The organism is Martinezella sp. CNPSo 3732 (assembly GCF_057784515.1).
In genome coordinates this window covers 464975-490363 of sequence record NZ_JBXSOO010000002.1, presented here as the reverse complement: position 1 = coordinate 490363, position 25389 = coordinate 464975, and the positions used below count along the sequence as shown (strand labels likewise).

The following is a 25389-nucleotide window of genomic DNA, read 5'->3' as shown; positions in this document are numbered from 1 at the left end:
CTCAGCTGCCGGTGCGCGTGACGAACACGGTCACCATCGGCTTCTTGCCCCAACCCTGGTTGGCAGCGGCGCGCACTGCTCGGCGTATAGCCTCCTGCAGCATATTCAGATCCTTGCGGCGGGCGCGCGGAATGCTCTCGATGGCGCTGACGATGGCGTCGAAGAGCGTGTCCTCCATCTCCTCGCCTTCATCATCATAGGCCGGCAGGCCGATCGGCACGAGGTCGGGATCGCCGACGATATCATAACGGGCATCGAGCACGACGTTAACGGCGACATGGCCGACATAGGAAAGCTTCTTGCGCTCGCCGATGCCCATTTCGTCGAAATCGCCGATCAATATGCCATCCTTGAAGATGCGTCCATGCGGCGCCTCGCCGATCACCTCGACGGCACCCGGTGCAAGGCGCACGACATCGCCATTGCGTACGCGCGGCACGGTGGCAATGCCGCTCTGTTCGGCCAATTCCTTATGGGCGGTCAGATGCGTCGCCTCGCCATGCACGGGGATGACGACCTTCGGGCGCGTCCACTCATACATCTTCTGCAATTCGTTGCGCCGGGGATGGCCGGAAACGTGCACGAGCGCCTCGGCATCCGTCACCACATGCACGCCCTGCTCGATCAAGCCGTTCTTGATGTCCTGAATGGCCTTCTCATTGCCGGGAATGGCGCGCGAGGAAAAGACGACGATATCGCCAGCCGCCAATGCGACGTTGCGCATCTCGTCGCGTGAAAGTTTGGCAAGCGCGGCCCGTGGCTCGCCCTGGCTGCCGGTCAGAATGACCACAACCTTGTCGCGCGGAATATAGCCATATTCGTCTTCGGCGATGAAAGGCTTGATACCTTCCATGATGCCGATATCGCGGGCGACATCGACAACGCGCTTCAGCGAACTGCCGAGCAAAAGTATTTCGCGGCCGGCAGCTTCGGCAGCTTCGGCAATGGTTCGGATGCGGCCGACATTCGACGAGAAGGTCGTGATCGCCACCCTGCCCTCGGCATCCTCGATGATCTTGCGCAGGCTTTCCGAGACGTCCTTTTCCGACGGCGATACGCCGTCGCGCAACGCGTTGGTGGAATCGCACATCAGCGCCAGCACGCCCTCTTCGCCGAGCTGGCGGAAGCGGGCCTCGTCGGTCAGCGGCCCAAGCGACGGTTCGTGATCGATCTTCCAGTCACCTGTATGGACGACATTGCCGAGCGGCGTGCGGATCATCAGCGACATCGGCTCGGGGATCGAGTGGTTGACGGCCACGCCTTCGATCTCGAAGGGGCCGACATTGATGCGGTCGCCAGCCTTAAACAGCGTCACCGGGATCTCACCCATCGACTTTTCGTAATCGCGCTTGGCTTCGAGAAGGCCGGCGGTGAAGGCGGAGGCGTAGATCGGAACGTTCAGGCCGGGCCAGAGATCGTTGAGCGCGCCGTAGTGATCCTCATGGGCGTGGGTGATGATAATGCCCTTGAGGTTCTTGCGTTCCTTGGCGAGGAAACGGATATCCGGCAAGACGAGATCGACGCCAGGCAGATCCGGCCCTGGGAAGGTGACACCGCAATCGACCATGATCCATTGGCGCTGCTCCGCCGGGCCGTAGCCGTAGAGCGCGAGATTCATGCCGATTTCGCCGACGCCGCCGAGGGGCAGAAACACCAATTCGTCTTGCTTCGCCATCTGATCCCCAACCATTATCTAAGGAAAACGTCGCCCGCCGCGATCGGCATGATCCTGCCGTCCTCGGTTTCGAGCATTAACAAGCCATTATCATCGATTCCCGAGAAATGGCCCAAAATCGAGCGATCCGGCAAGTTTACCGTGATCTTTTCCCCGATGCCGCATGCGAACTCCCGCCAGCGCGCAGTGATCTCGCGAACACCCTTGCCACGGTTCCAGACGCCGAGCGCCTCCGACATCGTGGCATAAAGATGGGCAAACAATTCCTCCGGTGACACCATGGAACCCTGCTGCCTGAGGCATGTGACCGGATACATCGGATTATCAGGCATGACGGCAATGTTGATGCCAATGCCGATGACAAGCGCATACCGGCCGTCCGGCAGCGCCTCGCCCTCGATCAGGATGCCGCAGGTCTTCTTGCGGCCGATCAGGATATCGTTCGGCCATTTGATCTCGACCGGCTCGGCGGCGAGCGGCAGCACGCCGCGTACTGCCTGATGCACGGCGAGCGCCACCGCAAGCGGCAGAGAGCCGAGGCGGTCCATGGGAGCAGGATCGATCAGAAGGAGAGATGCATAGAGATTGCCGGCTTCCGACGCCCAGGCGCGACCGCGGCGGCCGCGTCCCCCCGTCTGGCGCCCGGCGGTCACCCAAAGGTTTCCGGGGTCGCCTGCACGCGCCCGTTCGAGGCAGACGCTGTTTGTGGACGAGGTTTCCTGAAGGGCATCATGCCGGAAGTCGGCGAGCGACTTCCGGCTATTCATGTCAGACGCCATCAAAACAGCGTCGCAGCGGCCAGATCGGCAGCACCGCCGATTGCGCCGCCGAAGAAGACGTAGGCAATGACGAACAGGCCGGAGAGACCGAAGACGAGGCGTAGCGAACCGGCTGTGCGCGTAAATTCGTCCTTGGCTTCATCGAACCACATCACCTTGATGACGCGCAGATAGTAGTAAGCGCCGACGACCGAAGCCAGAACGCCGATGATGGCGAGCGCATAGAGATGCGCCTGGATGGCTGCCACGAAGACGAAATACTTTCCGAAGAAGCCCGCGAGCGGCGGAATGCCGGCCAGCGAGAACATCAGCGCCGTCAGCACGACAGCCATGAAGGGATTGGTCGCGGAAAGGCCGGCGAGATCGTCGATGTTTTCAACCTGACGGCCATCCTTGCGGCGCATCGCCATGATGATGGCGAAAGTGCCGAGCGTCATGACCATATAGATGACCATGTAGAGCATGACGCCGGAGACACCGGTCTTGGTGCCGGCGGCGAGGCCGACGAGCGCATAGCCCATGTGACCGATCGAGGAATAGGCCATCAGTCGCTTGAAGTTGCGCTGTCCGATCGCCGCGAACGAGCCGAGCAGCATCGAAGCGATAGAGATGAACACGATGATCTGCTGCCAATCGGCAAGCACCGGGTGGAAGGCCGTGACGACGATGCGGGTCAGGATAGCCATGGCGGCAACCTTCGGAGCAGCCGCGAAGAAGGCGGTGACCGGCGTCGGCGCGCCTTCATAAACATCCGGCGTCCACATATGGAACGGAACGGCGGAAATCTTGAAGGCGAGGCCCGCAAGCACGAAGACCAGGCCGAAGACCAGGCCTAGCGATCGGGTTTCGGCGCTGAGTGCGGTCGCGATCGCATCGAAGCTCGTGTGACCGGTGAAGCCGTAAACCAGCGACATGCCATAAAGCAGCATACCGGAGGACAATGCACCGAGGACGAAGTACTTCAGGCCGGCTTCGGTCGACTTCAGGCTGTCGCGGTTGATGGCGGCAACGACGTAAAGGGCCAGCGACTGCAGTTCCAGCGACAGGTAGAGCGAGATCAGGTCATGCGCCGAGATCATCAGCAGGATGCCGAGGGTCGCGAGCAAAAGGAGCACCGGGAACTCGAAGCGATCGAGCTGCTGCTCGCGCGCCTGGCCAATACTGAGGAACATGGCGACGATCGAGCCGACCAGCGCGACGATCTTCATGAAGCGGGAGAAGCCGTCGGCAAGGTAGGCGCCGCCATAGGCCAGCCCCTCGCCCGGCACGAAGATGATCCAGAGACCTGCCACCGCGAGGACCGCGATGGCAAGACCGGTGACCGTGGGTCCCGACCGCTCGCCCGAGAAGACGCCGATCATGAGCAGCACAAGCGCACCGACCGCGAGGATGAGCTCCGGAATGGAAAGATGCAGGCTTGCAAGAATTGTGTCAGCAGTCATGTCGAATAAGTCCCGTCATCAATTCATCGACAGCGCAACATTCTGCGCAGCGTGCAGGGCAGCGGTATAATTGTTCACCAGCAGATCTACCGAAGCCGCCGTGGCATCGAAGATCGGAGCCGGATAGACACCGAAGAGGATCGTCAGCGCGATCAGCGGATAGAGGATCAGCTGTTCACGCGGCGACAGATCCAGAAGCTTCTTCAGGTTTTCCTTCTCCAGCGCGCCGAAAATCACGCGGCGGTAGAGCCAGAGCGCATAAGCTGCCGACAGGATCACACCGGTCGCCGCAAAGAGCGCAACCCAGGTATTGGCGCGGAAGACGCCGATAAGGGTCAGGAATTCGCCGATGAAGCCGGAGGTACCGGGCAGACCAACGTTCGCCATGGTGAAGACCATCATGGCGACGGCATATTTCGGCATGTTGTTGACCAGACCGCCGTAAGCCGCGATTTCGCGGGTATGGGTGCGGTCATAGATCACGCCGACGCAAAGGAAGAGCGCGCCCGAGACGATGCCGTGCGACAGCATCTGGAAGATCGCACCCTGGACGCCCTGCTGGTTGGCCGCGAAGATACCCATCGTCACGTAGCCCATATGGGCGACCGACGAATAGGCGATCAGCTTCTTGATGTCGTCCTGCATCATCGCGACCAGCGAGGTGTAGATGATGGCGATGACCGAAAGGGCAAAAACGAGCGGCGCGAAATATTCCGAAGCGTTCGGGAACATGCCGAGCGAGAAGCGGATGAGGCCATAGCCGCCGAGCTTCAGGAGCACGCCTGCCAGGATAACCGAGCCTGCCGTTGGCGCCTGAACGTGCGCGTCGGGAAGCCAGGTATGAACAGGCCACATCGGCATCTTCACCGCGAAGGAGGCGAAGAAAGCGAGCCAGAGCCAAGTCTGCAGCTGCGGCGGGAACTTGTAAGCGAGCAGCGTCGGGATGTCGGTCGTACCGGCCTGCCAGTACATCGCCATGATGGCGAGCAGCATCAGCACCGAGCCGAGCAGCGTGTAGAGGAAGAACTTGTAGCTGGCGTAGACGCGATCCTTACCGCCCCAGACGCCGATGATCAGGAACATCGGGATGAGGCCGGCTTCAAAGAAGACGTAGAACAGCACGATATCCAGCGACACGAACACGCCAACCATCATCGTCTCGAGGACGAGGAATGCGATCATGTAGTCCTTCAGACGCTTTTCGACCGAGAGCCAGCTTGCGAGCACGCAGAAGGGCATCAGGAAGGTCGACAGGATGACGAACAGCATGGAAATGCCGTCGACGCCCATGTGGTAGCTGATGCCGCCCGTCAGCCACTCATGCTTTTCGACCATCTGGAAACCCGGATTGGCATTGTCGAACCAGATCCAGACGAACAGCGACACGATGAAGGTGACGATGGTCGTTGCCAGCGAAATGTTCAGGACGTTCCGGCGGCCATTGGCACCGTTGTCCTGTGTAAACAGCAGGAGAACGACACCTACCAGCGGCAGGAATGTGACCGTTGAAAGAATGGGCCAATCGGTCATCAGAGGGAACTCCCGAGCATCATCCAGGTAACGAGGGCTGCGATACCGAGCAGCATCGCGAAGGCGTAGTGATAGAGGTAGCCGGTCTGCAGGCGCACGACACGGTTGGTAACGTCGACGACGCGGGCGGCAATGCCGTTCGGGCCGATGGTGTCGATGACCCCGATATCGCCCTTCTTCCAGAGGAAGCGGCCAAGCGCCTTGGCGGAGCGGACGAAGAGGAAGTCATAGAGTTCGTCGAAATACCACTTGTTCAGCAGGAACTCGTAAAGCACGCGCTGCTGCTGAGCGAGACGGCGCGGCGTTTCCGGCGACCTGATGTAGAAATACCAGGCGGTGACGAGGCCGAGAAGCATGGCGATGAAGGGGCTGAGTTCAACCCAGACAGGCGCATGTTCCATTTCCTCGAGGATCTTGTTGTCCGGGAGCGTGAACAGCGCATGCTTCCAGAATTCCTCGTAGGCGTGGCCGACGAAGTCAGCGTTGAAATACATGCCGGCGGCAACAGCGCCGATCGCCAGCAGATAAAGCGGGATCAGCATGACGTTCGGCGATTCATGCACGTGGTGCATGACCTCGTGCGAAGCGCGCGGCTTGCCGAAGAAGGTCATGAAGATCAGGCGCCAGGAATAGAAGCTGGTGAACATCGCCGCGATAACCAGCAGCGTGAAGGCGAAGCCGGCAGCTGCATTGTGCGAAGCGAAGGCCGCCAGGATGATCGCATCCTTCGAGAGGAAGCCGGCGAAACCGATATGGGTCAGCGGAATGCCGACGCCGGTGATCGCCAGCGTGCCGATGACCATCATCCAGAAGGTCTTCTGGATATGCGGACGCAGGCCACCCATATGACGCATGTCCTGCTCGCCATCGACGGCGTGAATGACCGAGCCGGCGCAGAGGAAGAGCAGAGCCTTGAAGAAGGCGTGGGTGAAGAGATGGAAGATTGCAGCGCCATAAGCACCGACGCCGAGAGCGACGAACATGTAACCGAGCTGCGAACAGGTCGAGTAGGCGATGACGCGCTTGATGTCGTTCTGCACGAGGCCGACGGTCGCGGCGAAGAAGGCCGTAATCGCGCCGATGATGGTGACGAAGGTCAGCGCATCCTGCGACAATTCGAAGATCGGCGACATGCGGGCGACGAGGAAGACTCCGGCGGTGACCATAGTTGCGGCATGGATGAGTGCGGAGACCGGCGTCGGGCCTTCCATGGCGTCCGGCAGCCAGGTGTGCAGCAGGAACTGCGCGGATTTACCCATCGCGCCCATGAACAGCAGCAGGCAGACGGCCGTCAGCGCGTGGCCACGATCGAGATGCATGCCAAGGAAATTGAGCACGATATCGGTCGGCTGGCCGCCCTGCCCGGAAGCGAAGCTCTGGGCATTGCCGAAGATGACATCGAAATTGATCGATCCGAAGAGGACGAAGACGCCGGCGATGCCGAGAACGAAGCCGAAGTCGCCGACACGGTTGACGATGAAGGCCTTCATCGCAGCGGCCGAAGCGGACGGCTTCTTGAACCAGAAGCCGATCAGCAGATAGGAGGCGAGACCGACGCCTTCCCAGCCGAAGAACATCTGGGCGAGGTTATCGGAGGTCACCAGCATCAGCATGGCGAAGGTGAAGAGCGAGAGATAGGCGAAGAAGCGCGGACGATGCGGATCGTGATGCATGTATCCGATCGAATAGACGTGAACTAGGGTCGAGACCGAGTTCACGACGATCAGCATCACCGAGGTCAGCGTGTCGACGCGCAGCGCCCAGGAAACGTCGATGCCGCCGGACTGGATCCAGCGCAGGACTTCAACCTTGATCGGGCCATCCGTATGGCCGAGCGCCACCGTGAAGAAGACGATCCAAGAGAGGACGGCCGCGATGATCATCAGGCCGGTGGTAACATATTCCGAAGCCTTGGCGCCGATCGCACGGCCGAAAAGGCCGGCTATGATCGCGCCAATCAGGGGAAGAAAGACGATAGCCTTATATAAAAACATAGCTTTATCAGCCCTTCATCACGTTGACGTCTTCGACCGCGATCGAGCCGCGGTTGCGATAGAAGACGACGAGAATTGCAAGACCGATCGCTGCTTCAGCCGCAGCGACGGTCAAAATGAACAGAGCGAAAACCTGGCCGACGATGTCGTTGAGGAACGACGAGAAGGCGACCATGTTGATATTGACCGCGAGCAATATGAGTTCGACCGACATCAGGATGATGATGACGTTCTTGCGGTTCAGAAAGATACCGAAGACGCCGAGCACGAAGAGGATGGCGCTGACCGTGAGGTAATGGGAAAGTCCGATGACCATGTTGTTGTTCCTTTGATCCTCGTGCCTCGCCTCAGACGCCCTGCCCCGGCTTGACCTTGACCACCTCGACGGCGGTCGCGGGCGTGCGGGCGACCTGTTGGGAAATGTTCTGGCGCTTGATGTGCGTGCGATGCTTCAGCGTCAGCACGATTGCGCCGATCATCGCGACCAGCAGAACGAGGCCAGCGATCTCGAAGAAATAAACGTAGTTGGTATAAAGCACGTCGCCGAGAGCGGCGGTGTTTGTCCGCTGCGTCACGGCCGGGATCGGCATGGCGACGGTCTTGGCAACGGTCGGCGAAATCACGCTGCCGCCGATCACCACGATAAGCTCGGCGGCGAGAATGACACCGATCAAAGCGCCGATGGGTGCGTATTCCAGAATGCCGGCCCTGAGCTCGGAGAAATCGATATCCAGCATCATGACGACGAAGAGGAAGAGAACCGCCACGGCGCCGACATAAACGACCAGCAGGATCATCGCCAGGAATTCAGCCCCCATCAGCAGGAAGAGGCCGGCCGCGTTGAAGAAAACCAGGATGAGGAACAGGACCGAATGGACCGGATTCCGCGCCGAGATGACCATGAACGCCGACGCCACAGCGACAAAGGCGAAGATATAGAAAAAAAGAGCCTGCAGACCCATGTTGGTGCCTTTTTCGTCTTCCCCCGGGCAGCGAGGTGTTTCCCCTGCCCGATGGGGCTCGGTCGGACCCATGTCCGGCAAAGCCCCGGTCTAGATTCAACCGCGACGGCAACGCTTGGCCGCCCGTCACGGCATATTCAAAATTCCGCTCAGCGGTACGGCGAATCGATCGCGATATTCTGCGCGATTTCGCGTTCCCAGCGGTCGCCATTGTCCAAAAGCCGCGCCTTGTCGAAGTAGAGCTCTTCGCGGGTCTCGGTGGCGAATTCGAAGTTCGGCCCTTCGACGATGGCGTCGACCGGGCAGGCTTCCTGGCAGAAGCCGCAATAGATGCACTTCACCATGTCGATGTCGTAACGCACCGTGCGGCGGGTGCCGTCGTTGCGGCGCGGCCCGGCCTCGATGGTGATGGCCTGGGCAGGACAGATGGCTTCACAGAGCTTGCAGGCGATGCAGCGCTCTTCGCCGTTCGGATAACGGCGCAGCGCGTGTTCGCCACGGAAGCGCGGGCTGACCGGCCCCTTTTCGAAGGGATAGTTGATCGTTGCCTTCTGCTTGAAGAAGTAACGCATCGACAAAAAGAATGCGCCGACAAATTCCTTGAGGAACAGCGAGCTGACGGCGTTGGAAATTCCGGCCATCTTCAACCTCCAAATCTGCTTGAAGCGAGGATCGACATCATCATGCCCATCCCGTCAGCTTCAGCACGAATGCAACGATAACGACCATCGCGAGCGACAGCGGCAGGAAAACCTTCCAGCCAAGGCGCATGAGCTGGTCGTAGCGGTAGCGCGGCACGAATGCCTTCACCATCGCGAACATGAAGAACACAAGGCACGACTTCAGCAGGAACCAGATGATGCCCGGAACCCAGTTCAGGATCCAGATATCGACCGGAGGCAGCCAGCCGCCGAGGAAGAGGATCGTCGTCAGCGAGCACATCAGGACGACGGCGGCATATTCGCCGAGCATGAACATCATGTAGGGCGAAGAGCCGTATTCGACCATGAAGCCGGCAACCAGTTCCGATTCCGCTTCCGGAAGATCGAAGGGCGGACGGTTCGTTTCAGCCAGAGCCGAAATGAAGAACACGATGAACATCGGGAAGAGCGACAGCCAGTGCCAGTCGAGGAACGAGGCCGGCAGGCCGAGCTTGGTGCCGAGGCCGGTCTGCTGCGAGAGCACGATATCCGTCAAGTTCAGCGAACCGACGCAGAGCAGCACGGTGACGATGACGAGGCCGATCGAGACTTCGTAGGACACCATCTGCGCGGCCGAGCGGAGCGCGCCGAGGAACGGGTACTTCGAGTTCGAAGCCCAACCGCCCATGATGATACCGTACACTTCAAGCGACGAGATCGCCAGAATGTAGAGGATGCCGACATTGATGTCTGCGACGACCCAGTTCTGCGCGACAGGCACGACGGCCCAGGTGGAGAGCGCCAGCACCACGGAAACCAGCGGGGCCAGCAGGAACACGGTCTTGTTGGCACCGGCCGGAATGATCGGCTCCTTGAACATGAACTTCAGCAAGTCGGCGAAGGACTGGAACAGGCCGAAGGGACCGACGACGTTCGGGCCGCGGCGTAGCTGGACGGCCGCCCAGATCTTGCGGTCGGCAAGCAGAATGTAAGCGATGAAGATCAGCAGGCAGACCAGGAGCAGCAGGGACTGGCCAATCATGATCAGCGCCGGCCAGAGATAGGTCGAAACGAATGAATCCATAGTCCTCTGCCCTTACTCTGCCGCAACGCGGAAATTGTTGCGGGCCAATGCCGAGCACTCGGCCATGACAGCCGATGCGCGCGTTATCGGGTTCGTCAAATAGAAGTCTTTGATCGGCGAAGCAAATGCCGATTTGCCCATCGCGCCGGCTTTTTTCGCAAGTGCGGCAATTTGGGCGCTATCGCCTTCGGCAATCTCGTCGATGCCGGCGAAATGGGGGAAGGCTGCATAGAGCTTCGCGCGCAATTCTCTCAGCGAATCAAAGGGAAGCTTCTTGCCGAGCACGTCGGAAAGGGCTCGGATGATCGCCCAGTCCTCGCGGGCGTCGCCCGGCGCGAAACCGGCGCGGTTGCCCATCTGGACGCGGCCTTCCGTGTTGACCCAAGTGCCCGACTTTTCGGTGTAGGCGGCTGCCGGAAGGATGACGTCGGCATTCTGTGCACCATTGTCGCCGTGCGAGCCGATATAAACAGTCAATTTCGCGCCCTTGCGGCTGAAGTCGAGCTCATCGGCGCCCAACAGGAAGAGGACGTCCATCGACGAGAGCATAGCAGCGGCATTGACGCCCTTTGCGCCCGGCACGAAGCCGAGATCAAGGCCGCCGACCCGCGCGGCTGCGGTGTGCAGCACGGCAAAACCGTTCCAGTCTTCCTTGACGACGCCAGCAGCGGCAGCGAGCTTAGCGGCATTTGCCAGAACCTCGGCACCCTCTTCGCGGATCAGGGCGCCCTGGCCGATGATGATCATCGGCTTCTGAGCATTCTTCAGCACGTCTGCGAAGCTGTGCGAGCCGCTGACGAGATCGGCCAGCGTATCTGGCCCAGCGCCGAGATAATCATAGGAGTAGCGAAGGTCGGCGGCTTCGCCGATTACGCCGATCGGGAACTTACCGCGGCGCCAGCGCTTACGGATGCGCGAGTTCAGCACGGCCGCTTCGAAGCGCGGATTGGCCCCGACGATCAGCAGCGCGTCGGCGGCTTCAATGCCCTGAATGGTCGGATTGAAGATGTAGCTTGCGCGGCCGAGCGACGGATCAAGCGCCGCCCCGTCCTGGCGACAGTCGAGATTTTCCGATCCGAGCGATTTCAGCAGTTCGCCAAGAGCGTACATTTCCTCGACCGAGGCAAGATCGCCGACGATCGCGCCGATCTTGTCGCCGCTGGTGGCGGAAACGGCCGACTTGATGGCTGCGAAAGCGTCGCTCCAGCTTGCCGGCTGCAGACGGCCGTCCTTGCGGACATAGGGCTTGTCGAGGCGCTGCGTCTTCAGGCCGTCCCAGATGAAGCGAGTCTTGTCGGAGATCCACTCTTCGTTGATCTGTTCGTTGACGCGGGGCAGAACGCGCATGACTTCGCGGCCGCGCGTGTCGACACGGATCGCCGAGCCAAGGGCGTCCATGACGTCGATCGATTCGGTTTTGTTCAGTTCCCACGGACGAGCCGTGAAGGCGAAGGGCTTCGAGGTCAGCGCGCCGACCGGGCAAAGGTCAACGACGTTGCCCTGCAGCTCGGAGGTCATTGCGTGCTCGAGATAGGTGGTGATTTCAGCATCTTCACCGCGGCCGATGAGGCCGAGTTCGGAAATGCCGGCAACTTCCGTCGTGAAGCGAACGCAGCGCGTGCAGTGGATGCAGCGGTTCATCACTGTCTTGACGAGCGGGCCGATATACTTGTCTTCGACGGCACGCTTATCTTCCTGATAACGCGAGCTGTCGATGCCGAAGGCCATGGCCTGATCCTGCAGGTCGCATTCGCCGCCCTGGTCGCAGATCGGGCAATCCAGCGGGTGGTTGATCAGCAGGAATTCCATCACGCCTTCGCGGGCCTTCTTGACCATCGGCGTGTTGGTGAAGACTTCCGGAAGCTCGCCATTCGGGCCGCCGCGAATATCGCGAACGCCCATGGCGCAGGATGCCTGCGGCTTCGGCGGTCCGCCCTTCACCTCTACGAGGCACATGCGGCAATTGCCGGCCACCGACAGTCGTTCATGGAAGCAGAAGCGCGGGACTTCGGCGCCGGCTTCCTCGCACGCCTGGATAAGCGTGTAGTGATCCGGAACTTCGATCTCTTTACCGTCAATCTTCAGTTTAGCCATCGTCCACTCAGTCCTATGTCACGTCTCCAGCCCAACCTGGCCGCAGACAATTTCATGATCGCAAACCGGATTGCCATCGGGGCGGCTCAAACGCCTGATGGCACCGGTTCGCTCACAATAAGCTTTGCCGAGCCTTGTCCCCGCAAGACCAGCTTTGCGATCGAGCCATGCGGGTCACCTGCATCGTCTCCATCGCCGTCATTCACGCTCCCCGGCCGCGATCCAGCCGGGGAAATCCTCAACTGCGGCCCTTCGGCAGCAGCGCCTTCGCCTGGCCAACCCAGTCATCGCGCCGGATGCGACCTTCGAAACCGAGTTCGCCATCGATCCGATCGATATCCGCATCGCTCCAGCCGGCAATATCGGCAAACCGCTTGATGCCACGTCCGTTCAGCACCTGCTCCAGCTTCGGACCTATGCCGGAAATCCGCTTCAGGTCGTCAGTCTTCTCAGCCACCTTGCGACCGCGCGGAGGGGCGGGCTTGGCTGCAACTGATGCGGCAACTTCAACCTTCTTTGCGGCAGCCGGCGCAGCGACTTTTACCTTCACCGTCTTCTTTGCAGTTGTCGTCGCGGCCTTGGGCGCGGCAACGACAGGCTTCGGCTCAGCCTTCTTTACGCCAACCGCCTTCTGCTTGGCAGCAACCGGCTTCGGCGCAGCTGCCTTGGCAACGGTCGCTGCCTTTACAGGCTTTGCGTCCCCTGCCCCGCCATTCGCAGCAGTCGGCTTCGCAGCAACTTCAGCCTGATGCTTTTCGTCGTCCAGGGCTTCGGCCAATTTGGTGGTCGCTTCAACGGCGCCTTGGAAAGCACCGAAGAATGCACCCGCCAGCTGCGAGGTAAAGCCGAAGCCGATCGCAGTAACCGCAGCAATGGCTGCGGCAGGATGGGCCATCAGCGGATGGATCGGCATGATCGGCGCGTTCCCAAACATATCGGCAGCGGCACGGCCAAAATCGGCCGATGCATTGCCGGCCGCTCCGCTTTCCTGCCTGATATCGTTGGTCTTCGCCATCTTCGATCCTTACTCGGCTGCTTCCAGAACCGCGCCGTGGCTCGTCGCGTTGGCGGTGTACTGGTCGATGCGCTTTTCGATCTCCGGACGGAAATTGCGGATCAGGCCCTGAACCGGCCATGCTGCTGCGTCACCGAGCGCACAGATGGTATGACCTTCGATCTGCTTCGTCACCTGGAACAGCATGTCGATCTCGCGCTTCTGGGCGTTGCCACGAGCCATGCGCTCAAGAACGCGCCACATCCAGCCGGTGCCTTCACGGCACGGCGTGCACTGGCCGCAGCTCTCGTGCTTGAAGAAGGCCGAGATGCGGGCAATCGCCTTGATGATGTCGGTCGACTTGTCCATGACGATCGCCGCAGCCGTGCCGAAGGACGACTTGACTTCGCGCAGGCCGTCGAAATCCATCGGGCAGTCGATGATATCGGCGGCCGGAACGACCGGGCAAGATGCGCCGCCGGGAATGACGGCAAGCAGGTTGTCCCAGCCGCCGCGAATGCCGCCGCCGTGCTTTTCGACCAGTTCGCGGAAGGTGATGCCCATCGTCTCCTCGACCGTGCAGGGACGGTTGACGTGACCGGAGAGCATGAACAGCTTCGTGCCGACATTGTTCGGGCGGCCGAAGGAGGAGAACCAGCCGGCGCCGCGGCGCAGGATCGTCGGGGCAACGGCGATCGACTCGACATTGTTGACCGTCGTGGGGCAGCCGTAGAGACCCATATTGGCCGGGAACGGCGGCTTCAGGCGCGGCTGGCCCTTCTTGCCTTCGAGGCTTTCGAGCAGCGCGGTTTCTTCGCCGCAGATATAAGCGCCGGCGCCGTGATGAACGAAAACATCAAAATCCCAGCCGAGCTTGTTGTTTTTGCCCAGCAATCCAGCATCGTAGCATTCGTCGATCGCAGCCTGTAGGGCTTCGCGCTCGCGCATGTACTCGCCGCGGACATAGATGTAAGCGGTGTTGGCACCCATGGCGAAACCGGCGATGACGCAACCTTCGATCAGCGTATGCGGATCGTGGCGCATGATGTCGCGGTCCTTGCAGGTGCCGGGTTCCGACTCGTCGGCGTTGACGACGAGATAATGCGGACGACCGTCGCTTTCCTTCGGCATGAAGGACCACTTGAGGCCGGTCGGGAAGCCCGCGCCGCCGCGACCGCGAAGGCCGGAAGCCTTCATCTCGTTGATGATCCAGTCACGACCCTTTTCGAGGATTTGCTTCGTGCCGTCCCAATGGCCGCGCGACATCGCGCCCTTCAGAGACTTATCCTTGAGGCCGTAGATATTGGTAAAGATGCGATCCTGATCCTGTAACATGCTTCACCTCTTACCGCGGCTTCTTGCCGAAGACCTTGATATATTCCGCTTCGCCACCCTTAGCGAGTGCCTCAGCCTGCCTGACCCAGTCGTCACGTTCGATCCGGCCCCTGAAATTCAGATAGCCATCGACCCAGCGGCGCTCCGCCTCATTCCAGCTGGCAATCTGCGCGAATGTGAAGATACCGAGCTCGTGCAAGGTCCCTTCGATCTTCGGGCCCACGCCTGAAATGAGTTGCAGATTATCCGGCTGCGCGGGTCTTTCGATACCTGCGGGCCGATCCTTGTCGTCGAGCGACGGCTTGCCCGCAACGGGCTCCGCAGCTGCAGTGCCCGAAAGCGGCTGCGTTTCGGCCGCTTTGGCATTCTTGGCTGCTTCCTTCGGCGCCGTTGCCGGCGTCTTCAGGCTGGGATTGGTTTCGGCGTCCGTGCTTTTCGCGCGGCCGGCTTCCGACGGCGGGATCGATACGGCTTCGGCAGTGGCCTTGGCCGTCTTGCTTGCAACACTCTTTGCCTTCGCCTCATCCGAAAGCAGCGACGTCAAACCGCCTTCCGGAGCGGAGAAAACGCGATCGATCTGCGGGCCGGTCTGAATCTCATGGCCCTTGCCTGCGGCGAATGCATCGATGATCTCTTCGAGACGTGCCGGTGTCAGATCCTCATAGGTATCCTTGCCGATCACCACCATCGGTGCGTTGACGCAGGCGCCCTGACATTCGACTTCTTCCCAGGAGAGCGTGCCGTCGGCATTGCGCTCGAAAGCATGATCGTTGATCCGGCTCTTGCAGATCTTGATCAGTCCCTCGGCGCCGCGCAGCATGCAGGGCGTCGTGCCGCAGACCTGGACGTGGGCGCGGGTGCCGACCGGATGCAACTGGAACTGCGTATAGAAGGTCGCGACTTCGAGCGCACGGATATAGGCCATATCGAGCATGTCGGCGATCGTTTCGATAGCCGCCTTGGTGACCCAGCCTTCCTGCTCCTGCGCGCGCATCATCAGCGGGATGATCGCGGATTGCTGACGACCATCAGGATATTTCTGAATCGTCTTTTCAGCCCAGACCGCATTCTCCGCATTGAAAGCGAAGGCGGCAGGCTGGAATTGATCTTCGGCTAGTCGACGAACGGACATCTTTCACGCCTTATCTCAGTTTAAGGACCCACACCGCGTATTCGTCAGAGACGAGAATTCGCAGGCATAGGCCGACTGGTCTTTCTGCATAAACACAACAAACTTGCCGCCATTCGGCACAGCGGCCTTGATCTCGTAACCGCGGGAAAGGAGATCACCCATGGTCGAATCTCCGCCCGACGCAATCTCACTTCCACTTTTCGCAGAATTCGAATTGATCGAATTCGAATTCTGCAGGTTGATGCTCGGCAGGCCCTGCGTCTTGCCGGTCTGCTGTGCAGAGGCACCGCAGGCGACCAGAAGCGCTGGAATGACGACCTGCCAGGCTCGCATCAACGATCCACCTCACCGAACACGATATCGAGCGAGCCGAGCACGGCCGCGACGTCGGCGAGCTGGTGGCCGCGGCACATGAAGTCCATGGCCTGGAGATGCGCATAGCCCGGCGCACGGATCTTGCAGCGATACGGCTTGTTGGAGCCGTCCGAGACGAGATAGACGCCGAACTCGCCCTTCGGCGCCTCGACAGCCGCATAAACCTCGCCGGCCGGCACGTGATAGCCTTCGGTGTAAAGCTTGAAATGGTGGATCAGCGCTTCCATGGAGCGCTTCATCTCGCCGCGCTTCGGCGGAACGACCTTGCCGTCCAGCGACGAAACAGGTCCGGCCTTGGCATCGCCGAGCAGGCGATTGACGCACTGCTTCATGATGCGGACGGATTCGCGCATTTCGATCATGCGGATGAGATAACGGTCGTAGCAATCGCCGTTCTTGCCGATCGGAATGTCGAATTCGAGATCGGAATAGCATTCGTAGGGCTGAGCCTTGCGCAGGTCCCAGGCGGCACCCGAGCCGCGGACCATGACGCCCGAGAAGCCCCAGGCCCAACAGTCTTCCAGCGAAACCACGCCGATATCGACGTTGCGCTGCTTGAAGATACGGTTGCCGGTCAGAAGATCGTCGATGTCATCGAGCGCCTTGAGGAAGGGATCGCACCAATCGCCAATATCCTGAACGAGCTTTTCCGGAAGATCCTGGTGAACACCACCCGGACGGACGTAAGCTGCGTGCATGCGCGAGCCGGAGGCGCGCTCGTAGAACACCATTAGCTTTTCGCGCTCTTCGAAGCCCCACAGCGGCGGCGTCAGCGCGCCGACGTCCATGGCCTGCGTGGTGACGTTCAGCAGATGCGACAGGATGCGGCCGATTTCCGAATAGAGCACGCGGATCAGCTGGCCGCGGATCGGGATGTCGATGCCGAGCAGCTTTTCGACGGCCAGCGCATAGGCATGCTCCTGGTTCATCGGCGCCACGTAGTCGAGGCGGTCGAAATAGGGAACGGCCTGAAGATAGGTCTTCGTCTCAATCAGCTTTTCAGTGCCGCGATGCAGCAGGCCGATATGGGGATCGACGCGTTCCACAATTTCGCCGTCCAGTTCGAGGACAAGACGCAAAACGCCGTGCGCAGCCGGATGCTGCGGACCGAAATTGATGTTGAAGTTGCGAACGTTATGTTCTGTCATGACGGCGATGCTCGCGTTTTCGGAATTTCAGAGGATGGCAGGCCGAAGCCCGCCACACGCCAACAATCAGGCCTTCGCCTTTTCGTCGCCCGGGAGCACGTAGTCGGTGCCCTCCCACGGCGACAGGAAATCGAAGTTGCGGAATTCCTGCTTCAGTTCCACCGGCTCGTAGACGACGCGCTTGGCGGCATCATCGTAGCGGACTTCGACGAAACCGGTCGTCGGGAAGTCCTTGCGCAGCGGATGACCTTCGAAGCCGTAATCCGTCAGCAGGCGACGTAGATCGGGATGACCTGTGAAGAGAACGCCGTACATGTCCCAGGTTTCACGCTCGAACCAATCGGCGCCGGGATAGACGCCGCAAGCGGAGGGAACAGGCTGATCTTCGCCGACAGGAACCTTAACGCGAATGCGCAAGTTCTTCTTGGGCGACAGCAGATGATACACCACATCAAAACGCTCGGCGCGCTGCGGCCAGTCGACGCCGCAAATATCCGTCATGTTGACAAAGCCGCACTTGGCGTCGTCACGCAGGAAGGTCAGCAGGGCGATAACGTTTTCGGTCGTCGTCGTCACGTTCAGCTCGCCGTACTTGATCTCGCTCGAAGAAATCAGGGCGCTGCGAACTTCCGTGAGGTAGGCGGCGAGTTCGTTCAGGGCTTCACTCATAATACCTTGTCCCCTGCCTTACCGTTCGATCGTGCCGGTGCGCCGGATCTTCTTCTGCAGCAGAAGCACGCCGTAAAGCAGCGCCTCCGCCGTGGGAGGACAGCCCGGAATATAGATGTCGATCGGCACGACACGGTCGCATCCGCGAACGACGGAATAGGAATAATGATAGTAGCCGCCGCCGTTGGCGCAGGAACCCATCGAGATGACGTAACGCGGCTCCGGCATCTGGTCGTAGACCTTGCGCAGCGCGGGCGCCATCTTGTTGGTGAGCGTGCCGGCGACGATCATGACGTCGGACTGACGCGGCGAAGCGCGCGGCGCAAAGCCGAAGCGCTCGACGTCATAACGCGGCATGGAAACCTGCATCATCTCCACGGCGCAGCAGGCGAGACCGAAAGTCATCCACATCAGGGAGCCGGTGCGGGCCCAGTTGATCAGCTCATCGGTGGAGGTGACCAGAAAACCCTTGTCGGCGAGCTCGTTGTTGATCTCGCCGAAGAACGGATCGTTGCTGCCAACGGGCTTGCCGGTTGCGGGATCGATAATCCCCTTCGGCTGCGGCGCAACGAGCGTCGTGTTGCTTGGGGCTACTCCCATTCCAGGGCTCCCTTCTTCCATTCATAGATAAAGCCGATGGTCAGCACCGCGAGGAACACCATCATCGACCAGAACCCGAACCAACCGATCGCACCGAAGGATACGGCCCACGGGAAGAGGAAGGCGACTTCCAGATCGAAGATGATGAAGAGAATCGATACCAGGTAGAAGCGGATATCGAACTTCATGCGGGCGTCATCGAATGCATTGAAGCCGCATTCGTAAGCCGACAGCTTTTCCGAGTCAGGCGCCTTGAAGGCGACGGCAAACGGCGTGATCAACAGCGCCAGGCCGATTACCAAGGCAATACCAATGAAAATCGCTATCGGAATATAGGAACTGAGCAGTCCAGTCATCATGTCCATCCCTGCTTGCGTCAGCGCCGGGGCGGCGCATCTGAGCAAATGCCCAGCAAGCGAAAGAGCGTTGCAACAGAGCCGTGGTTAGCGCAGCCGGAGCGCGGGCGCAAGCCTTTTGAATCTGTCTGTTAGGGTACTATCGAGCGGTAGATATCAATGTGTTGCGACGGCAACGCGACAAATCAGCGCTGGCGCGAAAAGGCTCCTTCGCAATCGCAATAAATTGATGTTTGATTGTAAGGGCTTGGAGAGAATGGCGCGAGTGACGGGGCTCGAACCCGCGACCTCCGGCGTGACAGGCCGGCACTCTAACCGACTGAGCTACACCCGCGCATTGTTTGGCCTTTCAGCCGATGCAGATCTGAAATTTGCCTTGAAATGGCGCGAGTGACGGGGCTCGAACCCGCGACCTCCGGCGTGACAGGCCGGCACTCTAACCGACTGAGCTACACCCGCATTTCATTTCAAGCATTCCAGATGCTTCCGCACCCATCAAAGCGGCCCTCGCCGTTCGATGAGCGGCTAACTACGGGGTTCGTGTTTGGGTGTCAAGCAGGTTTGAATACAAATCGATGACAGAATGCGAATTGTTTTGGACAAGCACTCCCGCAGTTTTCGGTCCCCTCGATTTCACATAGCAGGCTCCCGCCTCACGCATTTCATTCGAGCCTGATATGCGTAGGAATAATTAGGCAGGCCTCCCATCCGCTCATGTGGATGACCACGATCGGAGACGTGTAAAATTCAAAAAAATCAAAAAATCTTCACAAACACTCTTGCGGTTTGTCGTCGTTCCGCATAGATCACGGCCACCGAACGCGGCGGGCCAATGACCCGCTTCGCAGAGGGGCGATTAGCTCAGTTGGTAGAGCGCCTCGTTTACACCGAGGATGTCGGGAGTTCGAGTCTCTCATCGCCCACCATTCTTCACGTATTCAATTGTCAGTTTGAGATCGCCGGCTGTTCGCTGCTGCAATCACGATGAGCGACTTTGCGCGACCAATACGTGTGGCTCAGTAGTTGCCGAGAATAATGACGGCCAGAAGCACCACGGAAACAAGCACGAGGGCTGCTATGATAACCAGCAGCTCCTTCAACATGAATCGTTCCATCTTGCTGTCATCCATGCCGTTTGCTCCCGCAAACCGTTACCACATTCATTCCCAACGTCGAATCGACGCGCTGGGTTCGGTATCAGTCCACATGTAAGTGGCCTCGTTGTCAATTTCAGCCTGAAGATCCTCGCAGGGACAACAGTTCTTCTTCCATTGTATTTCGTCGCCCTTATGGCACATGGCGCTTCGCCGGTCGCCGCCTTGGCGGTGGGTCTATATAGGCATCTGGCAGATTGACCGTCCGCGACAGTAATCTCTCTGCGATCTGCGCGGCGGCGGCACGCGCGCCCTCCCTGGAACAAAAGTTGCCGCGCACCTGTACAGCCGCGGCCAGCAGGCGAAAGAATGCGCCGCGCAGTTCCGACGACGGTGGCGTCGGCTCCAGCCAGAATCGATCCAGGCTGCCTTGATCGCTCAAACCATCGATATCGTAGATCGCCGCTCCCAGCGCTTTGACCGGCTTTCCCACCTGCAGCGCTGAAAGTGCCGCAGTCGAGTTGACAGTTACCATGCCCTGGCTGGCGGCAATCAGCCGGTCCAGACTGCCGCCATCGATCAGATGGAGGCGAGATGGCAATCCGTAAGAAGCGCCGATGTGCTCGACATAGGTCCGCCAGTCCACGAGCCCGTTGTCGAGCGGATGAAGCTTGAGGACGAGATGCGCGTCGGGCGCGGCATTCTCCGCGAAGGAACGGAGAATCAGCCGGATCGCATCCTGCTGCAGATGGAAAGGCGAGTGTGCCCGCAACTGAAAATCGGTCTGAAGCTGTAGGGGATAGACGAAGAATCGTTTGCCGCCGGCAATCAGATCCTTGATCACACCCTCTGCCTCTCGTGCCCTCCTGCCCCTGAAAGGAAGTTTCCTCAACCAGCCGGCATATTCCAACAAGGGATGGTAAAGCCCGTGCCGCCGATAGCCGGGGTAGAGAAACCACAGAAAAACCGTCGGCAGATAATAGGCGAGATCGTAAAGCGCTTCCGCTAGGAAAGTCTGGTTGTAACGACGCGTCCAATCAGGTTCCGGCAGCTTGGACGCCGCCTTCAATATATGGGCAGGATCGGCCGGAAAGTGCGAATTCGAAGAGAGGCCGTCCCGTTCGAGCGTCACCCAGTCCGGCCGCAAATATCCCATCTCGACGACATTGACGGTAACGCCGGCACGCCGCGCCTCCTCGATGGCAACCTGATGGTAGGGGCGCTCCTCGCCATGCAGAATCAAGTCGGTGAGGTTCTCGGCCTCGATTCGCTGTCTGACATAGGCGCGCCATCCGGCAAAATCGCCGCGATAATTGGAGACGCCGCGCCGGCGCCAAGAAATCCAGTCCCCGGCATTCAGGTTGATGCGGATACAGCGGCTGCCGGCCATCTCCAGAATCCTGGCGATCTCGACGAACAATGGCGAGGATGGCCCCTGCAGGAACAGGAATATGCGCGCGGGGGCGATGCCCTCCCCGCTCAGCATCACTCCGCAACCTCGGTGGCAAGGCCGGCATAGTGCAGCAACGTACCGAACAGGTTCCAGGGCGCCTCTTCCTGCGGCGGCTGTGGCTTTTGGGAGTGCGAGCGCGCGCGGCCAAGCGGAACGATGACGTAATCGGTGCGCGGGTCGGGGAACGGATCCGCAAAGGCCTTCAGCAAGGGTGCATGATCACCATAGAAGAGCAGCCAGACCGGGCGATCCAGCCTGTCGAGATGATGGGCGAGATTGCCGAGCGCATGATCGGCGCGCATCAGGAGCTCGCCATAGATATCCACCGGATTGACGAGATCGCCGCAGCGACCTGGTTCCCAGGGGCCGTGATTCGCCATGGATGCGACAAAGAGGAAATTCTTGCCGGTACCATCGTCGTCGATCGTCCGAATCACGCTCTTCGTCAGCGAGAGGTCGCTGACGTAGGGGCCATCGCGTTCCGGATTGTGATCGAACTCGTCCAGCATCATCATCCGGTCGAAGCCGAGCTGCGGCAATGCCTTGTGACGAAGGAAGAATGTCTTGTCGTAGGGATGGATGAACTGCGTCTTCCAGCCCGCCTTCTTCAGCCGCGCCGGCCAGACCACATCCTTATAGTGGCTGGCGCGCAGATAGGGGTAGCTGGCATCGATATGCACATTTTCGGGCAGCAGTCCGCTCAAGACGGCAAATTCGGTTCGCAGCGTATAGCCACCCTCGAAGACACTGGTCATGCGGCCCCATTGTGCGGCCTGCTCGCGCAGGCGATCGAGATTGGGAAGCTTGATGTTGTCGACACCGAAATGTCTGAGATCGATGAAGGATTCGGATTGCCAGACGACGATGAGCGGTTCATCTTCACCATGTTCCCAAAGCTCCTGAAGCGCCGACATGAAGCGCCCGGACAATTCCGTGACGATCGCCTCGCGCCGGACACCGACCCAGATGACGAAATGAAAGACGACGGAGGCGAAGGTGCCGAACCTCACCGTATCGATCTTTACGTCAACCTTGCCGAGAAACTTCTGTGTGAAACGGCAGACCGGCTCGCTGACGACCCTGCTGAACAGCGCGAGCCATGGCGCGAAGGCGACGACCAACATCAACAGAACCCATAACAATTGGTTCGACGCCGGCAAAACCGATGGCTCGAGATACATATAGAGGCCGCTGAGGCCGAAAACATAAGCGAAGGCGATAATCCAGAAGACGATGTTCAGCGAGGTCGCGTAGAAGATCTCCTTGTATTTGAAAACATCCACGACCAGCGCGATGTCCGAAAAAACCAGAGGCTCACGGATAAACTCGAACTTCGCCCTCGATATGCCCGTGAAGATGACGAAGAAGCTGATGACAGCCTGCGTGCTGTAGAGCGGGCGCCAGGAAATGGCGAAGAAGGCGACATAGATCAATATGATGACCGGAATCCTGGCCACCCAGTCGCAAGCTACCCGCCGCCAGCTTCTTTTCGGGCGATTCTCGGCGGTGACGGCAGCCGGCATGGCGAAAGGATCGGTTAGCAGGACGATGACGCAGGAAAACGCGAAGCAGGCAAGCGTCAAAAGAACTGGAAAATCATGAAGCTTCAAGATTGCGCCATCCAAATGCCCGCCGCCTCTATGACATTTCTCATATCCGCGAGGAACGGGCCGCCAATTCCCTGACTTACCTTCTCTTGCACGCGTTTCACCGACAGCGCAACACCGATAGTTGTTTCGTATTACTTATCGCTATCAAAGCCTTGCTCGGCGGTATCGGCAAGAGCGCGATCCCCCTCCCCACCAAATATTTTTCGCGTCTTGCGCGAAAACCACCATAGAAGCGGCAGTTTTATCAATGGTCCGAAAAATGCGAGCGCCGTCAGCGAAAATCCGAAATAGATTCTTTGCTTGCCGCGATCCAATCCTTGGACGATTTTCGCCGCGACCGCCTCGGCACTCCACGGTTTGACGGCTCCCATCAACATGTCCGCTTCGCGAGGTCTGAGAGAGATTTCCCGACGATATTGCGGCGTCATCGTATCGGGTGGGAAACAGATGGAAATCTTTACGCCCGAAGCGGCAGCCTCGGCGCTCAAAGCTTCAGCAAAGCCAGTCAGCGCCGATTTGGATGCGCAATAGGCGGTATAGCCGAATATGCCGATCAAGGCTGCTCCCGAGGAGATCATCATGATCCGGCCGCTGCGCCGGCTCTTCATACCCTTATAAACAGCGCGAACCGCGTTGGCCGTCCCAAGGACATTGATGGAGATCTGCTCATCGAAAACCGATGCCGGCATCGCATCGAAGGCGCGGGGCTCGACGATGCCCGCAGAAGCTATGAGGATATCGCAAGGGCCGAAGGATGCTTCGCAAAGCTTTACCGCCTCCGTGGTCTGCTCGGCCGAAGCCACATCAACGGAAGCCGTTCGGATAAAGGCGCCGTCGACACCGGGAAGCGCTGCGATTTCGGCACGTGCGTCTTCGAGGCGCCGCGTATCGCGAGCAAGGAGCGAAACTCGAGCCCCCCGCGCCGCGTAAAGCTTCGCTACCGCCAGACCAATTCCGCTTGAACCTCCCGTGACGATAACGTGCATGAGACGACCGCCCGAACTTATGAGCCGCCTGGAGCCTGAGCCAGGGGCAGCAGCTGCATCATTTTCTCCATATCCAGCGAGGCGAGACCGAAATTGCGGTCCTTCAAACTCTTGAGTTTTTCCGCTGTCAGCCTGACGGCGCGCCGGATCTGCTCCTCGGTGTGATCGCAGGTGATGAAGAAGCGGAGCCGCGCCATGCCTTCCGGCACCGCCGGATGGATGATAGGCAGCACATTGATGCCTTCGGCGAGCAGGTCGTTCGATAGCTGCGCCGCACGAAGCGAATCGCCGACGATGACGGGCACGACCGAATGGCCCATACTGAGGCCGGTATCGAGTCCTGCCGCTTTTGCTTCTTCAAGAAAAAGGTGGCCGTTGCGCCTGAGGCGTTCGGTTCGCTTCGGTTCGGACTTGAGGATATCGAGGCCAGCGATGGCAGCGGCGGCGAGAACCGGTGAAAGACCGACGCTATAGACGAAACCGCCGGCTTCCGCTTTCAGAATATCGGCGAGCGCGCTGCTGCCGGCAATATAGCCGCCACAGCTGGAGGTCGTCTTCGACAGCGTGCCCATCCAGATATCGACGTCACGCGGATCGAGATCGAAATGCTCGAACGTGCCGCGACCCGTCTTGCCGAGAATGCCAAGCGCATGCGCTTCGTCGACCATCAGCCAAAAACCGTAGCGCGTCTTCAATTCCAGCAGAGCGGGCAGATCGGCGATATCGCCATCCATCGAATAGATGCCTTCGACGATGACGAGGACGCGCCGAAAATCCGATGAGAGCGTCTTCAGGATATTTTCGAGGCTGTCGAGATCATTATGCTGAAACAGCCGGCGTGCCGCGCCGGAAAGCTTGATGCCGGCAAGCGCGCTGTTGTGAATGAATTCATCATGGATCACCAGATCTTGTGGCCCCATCAGGCAGCCGATCGCGGCGACATTGGTCAGGTAGCCGCTGACGAAACAGACGGCAGCATCGACGCCATAGACTGAGGCGAGCCTGCGTTCGAGCTCGACGTGACCAGGCCGCTCTCCTGCCACGAGGCGACTCGCCGAAGCCGAAATTCCGAAGCGGTCGATCGCCTCTTTGGCACGTGTGGCGACATGCGGATCGGTATTGGTCGCCAGATAGTCATAAGAAGCAAAATTGACGAACTCGCGCCCGCCGATGCGCGTCGTCGCGCCGGCAGCGGCATCATGCGACCGGTAGAAGGGATTGGCGACACCGAGCAGCTCGCCTGCCATACGTTGCGTTGCGACACGCTTGTACTCCGGCAGATCCTCGAAGCGCGTCACATGGCGCGGCTGTGCCTGCGGCTGCCGGTTCAGCCGTTCGGTTCGATTACGGCCGGAGGATTCGCCAACTCGGCGCATCTGTTCGAGCAACTTGCTTTTCTTCTGCTCCGCCGGATTGCCATCATCGGCATCATACAT

At 59.7% G+C, this 25389-nt stretch carries 22 protein-coding genes and 3 tRNA genes; 1 reads left to right on the top strand and 24 read right to left on the bottom strand.

From position 1 onward, the window contains the following. Position 1: 1 nt before the first annotated feature. The 20 genes from AC13RM_RS07205 to AC13RM_RS07110 form a co-directional block, all read right to left on the bottom strand. Positions 2-1675: a ribonuclease J gene (locus AC13RM_RS07205; RefSeq protein ID WP_374816892.1), complete on the bottom strand. Its 1674-nt coding sequence runs from the start codon at positions 1673-1675 to the stop codon at positions 2-4. 14 nt (positions 1676-1689) lie between these two features. Further along, a complete protein-coding gene (locus AC13RM_RS07200; protein WP_488554731.1) occupies positions 1690-2454 on the bottom strand; it encodes a biotin--[acetyl-CoA-carboxylase] ligase in 765 nt (254 codons plus the stop codon). Continuing rightward, a complete protein-coding gene (gene nuoN / locus AC13RM_RS07195) occupies positions 2454-3896 on the bottom strand; it encodes an NADH-quinone oxidoreductase subunit NuoN (protein WP_113233040.1) in 1443 nt (480 codons plus the stop codon). The genes AC13RM_RS07200 and nuoN overlap by 1 nt, the downstream gene beginning before the upstream one ends. An 18-nt stretch (positions 3897-3914) precedes the next feature. After that, a complete protein-coding gene (locus tag AC13RM_RS07190) occupies positions 3915-5426 on the bottom strand; it encodes an NADH-quinone oxidoreductase subunit M (RefSeq protein ID WP_113233041.1) in 1512 nt (503 codons plus the stop codon). Further along, on the bottom strand, positions 5426-7420 hold the full coding sequence (gene nuoL, locus AC13RM_RS07185) for an NADH-quinone oxidoreductase subunit L (RefSeq protein ID WP_015339515.1): 1995 nt from the start codon (positions 7418-7420) through the stop codon (positions 5426-5428). Before nuoL ends, AC13RM_RS07190 begins: the two co-directional genes overlap by 1 nt. 7 nt (positions 7421-7427) lie before the next feature. Then, the gene (gene nuoK / locus AC13RM_RS07180) at positions 7428-7736 is read right to left on the bottom strand and encodes an NADH-quinone oxidoreductase subunit NuoK (RefSeq protein WP_007689961.1); all 309 of its coding nucleotides are present in this window, start codon (positions 7734-7736) and stop codon (positions 7428-7430) included. A gap of 31 nt (positions 7737-7767) precedes the next feature. Then, on the bottom strand, positions 7768-8382 hold the full coding sequence (locus AC13RM_RS07175; RefSeq protein WP_285174138.1) for an NADH-quinone oxidoreductase subunit J: 615 nt from the start codon (positions 8380-8382) through the stop codon (positions 7768-7770). 149 nt (positions 8383-8531) lie between these two features. Beyond that, positions 8532-9023, bottom strand: coding sequence for an NADH-quinone oxidoreductase subunit NuoI (nuoI, locus tag AC13RM_RS07170; protein ID WP_113233043.1), 492 nt, complete (start codon positions 9021-9023; stop codon positions 8532-8534). 40 nt (positions 9024-9063) lie between these two features. Continuing rightward, positions 9064-10107 carry an NADH-quinone oxidoreductase subunit NuoH gene (gene nuoH / locus AC13RM_RS07165; RefSeq protein WP_034507519.1) on the bottom strand — a complete coding sequence of 348 codons (1044 nt, stop codon included), beginning with the start codon at positions 10105-10107 and terminating at the stop codon, positions 9064-9066. A gap of 12 nt (positions 10108-10119) precedes the next feature. Then, positions 10120-12201, bottom strand: a complete 2082-nt coding sequence (nuoG, locus tag AC13RM_RS07160; protein WP_285174137.1) for an NADH-quinone oxidoreductase subunit NuoG — start codon at positions 12199-12201, stop codon at positions 10120-10122. 238 nt (positions 12202-12439) lie between these two features. Next, positions 12440-13216: a 5' DNA nuclease gene (locus tag AC13RM_RS07155; RefSeq protein ID WP_285174136.1), complete on the bottom strand. Its 777-nt coding sequence runs from the start codon at positions 13214-13216 to the stop codon at positions 12440-12442. 9 nt (positions 13217-13225) lie between these two features. Beyond that, positions 13226-14530, bottom strand: a complete 1305-nt coding sequence (nuoF, locus tag AC13RM_RS07150; RefSeq protein ID WP_095434513.1) for an NADH-quinone oxidoreductase subunit NuoF — start codon at positions 14528-14530, stop codon at positions 13226-13228. Between the two features lie 10 nt (positions 14531-14540). Beyond that, entirely contained in the window at positions 14541-15662 is a 1122-nt protein-coding gene (locus tag AC13RM_RS07145) for an NADH-quinone oxidoreductase subunit E (protein ID WP_374816887.1), read from the bottom strand. Between the two features lie 15 nt (positions 15663-15677). Further along, positions 15678-15995 carry a hypothetical protein gene (locus tag AC13RM_RS07140; RefSeq protein ID WP_285174134.1) on the bottom strand — a complete coding sequence of 106 codons (318 nt, stop codon included), beginning with the start codon at positions 15993-15995 and terminating at the stop codon, positions 15678-15680. After that, positions 15995-17185 carry an NADH-quinone oxidoreductase subunit D gene (locus tag AC13RM_RS07135; RefSeq protein ID WP_113233048.1) on the bottom strand — a complete coding sequence of 397 codons (1191 nt, stop codon included), beginning with the start codon at positions 17183-17185 and terminating at the stop codon, positions 15995-15997. The genes AC13RM_RS07140 and AC13RM_RS07135 overlap by 1 nt, the downstream gene beginning before the upstream one ends. A 66-nt stretch (positions 17186-17251) precedes the next feature. Further along, on the bottom strand, positions 17252-17854 hold the full coding sequence (locus AC13RM_RS07130) for an NADH-quinone oxidoreductase subunit C (protein ID WP_069614978.1): 603 nt from the start codon (positions 17852-17854) through the stop codon (positions 17252-17254). A gap of 18 nt (positions 17855-17872) precedes the next feature. Next, positions 17873-18454, bottom strand: a complete 582-nt coding sequence (locus AC13RM_RS07125; protein WP_113233049.1) for a NuoB/complex I 20 kDa subunit family protein — start codon at positions 18452-18454, stop codon at positions 17873-17875. Continuing rightward, complete coding sequence (locus AC13RM_RS07120) at positions 18445-18810, bottom strand: NADH-quinone oxidoreductase subunit A (protein ID WP_034489570.1); 366 nt, start codon at positions 18808-18810, stop codon at positions 18445-18447. The genes AC13RM_RS07125 and AC13RM_RS07120 overlap by 10 nt, the downstream gene beginning before the upstream one ends. 257 nt (positions 18811-19067) lie before the next feature. Further along, positions 19068-19144, bottom strand: a tRNA-Asp gene (locus tag AC13RM_RS07115). Positions 19145-19192: 48 nt separating this feature from the next. Further along, positions 19193-19269, bottom strand: a tRNA-Asp gene (locus AC13RM_RS07110). Between the two features lie 391 nt (positions 19270-19660). Between AC13RM_RS07110 and AC13RM_RS07105 the strand changes: the two genes are divergently transcribed. Continuing rightward, a tRNA-Val gene (locus AC13RM_RS07105) sits at positions 19661-19736 on the top strand. Positions 19737-20097: 361 nt separating this feature from the next. On the opposite strand, the gene AC13RM_RS07100 is transcribed toward AC13RM_RS07105, so the two are convergent. The 4 genes from AC13RM_RS07100 to AC13RM_RS07085 all read right to left on the bottom strand — a co-directional run bounded on the left by AC13RM_RS07100 (position 20098) and on the right by AC13RM_RS07085 (position 25389). After that, complete coding sequence (locus AC13RM_RS07100) at positions 20098-21390, bottom strand: capsule polysaccharide biogenesis protein (protein ID WP_374816886.1); 1293 nt, start codon at positions 21388-21390, stop codon at positions 20098-20100. Then, positions 21390-22967 (bottom strand): LTA synthase family protein, encoded by a 1578-nt coding sequence (locus tag AC13RM_RS07095; protein ID WP_374816885.1) that lies wholly within the window; start codon positions 22965-22967, stop codon positions 21390-21392. The genes AC13RM_RS07100 and AC13RM_RS07095 overlap by 1 nt, the downstream gene beginning before the upstream one ends. Before the next feature lie 131 nt (positions 22968-23098). Continuing rightward, on the bottom strand, positions 23099-23953 hold the full coding sequence (locus AC13RM_RS07090; protein WP_374816884.1) for an SDR family oxidoreductase: 855 nt from the start codon (positions 23951-23953) through the stop codon (positions 23099-23101). Positions 23954-23970: 17 nt separating this feature from the next. Further along, positions 23971-25389 (bottom strand): aminotransferase class I/II-fold pyridoxal phosphate-dependent enzyme, encoded by a 1419-nt coding sequence (locus AC13RM_RS07085; RefSeq protein WP_374817069.1) that lies wholly within the window; start codon positions 25387-25389, stop codon positions 23971-23973.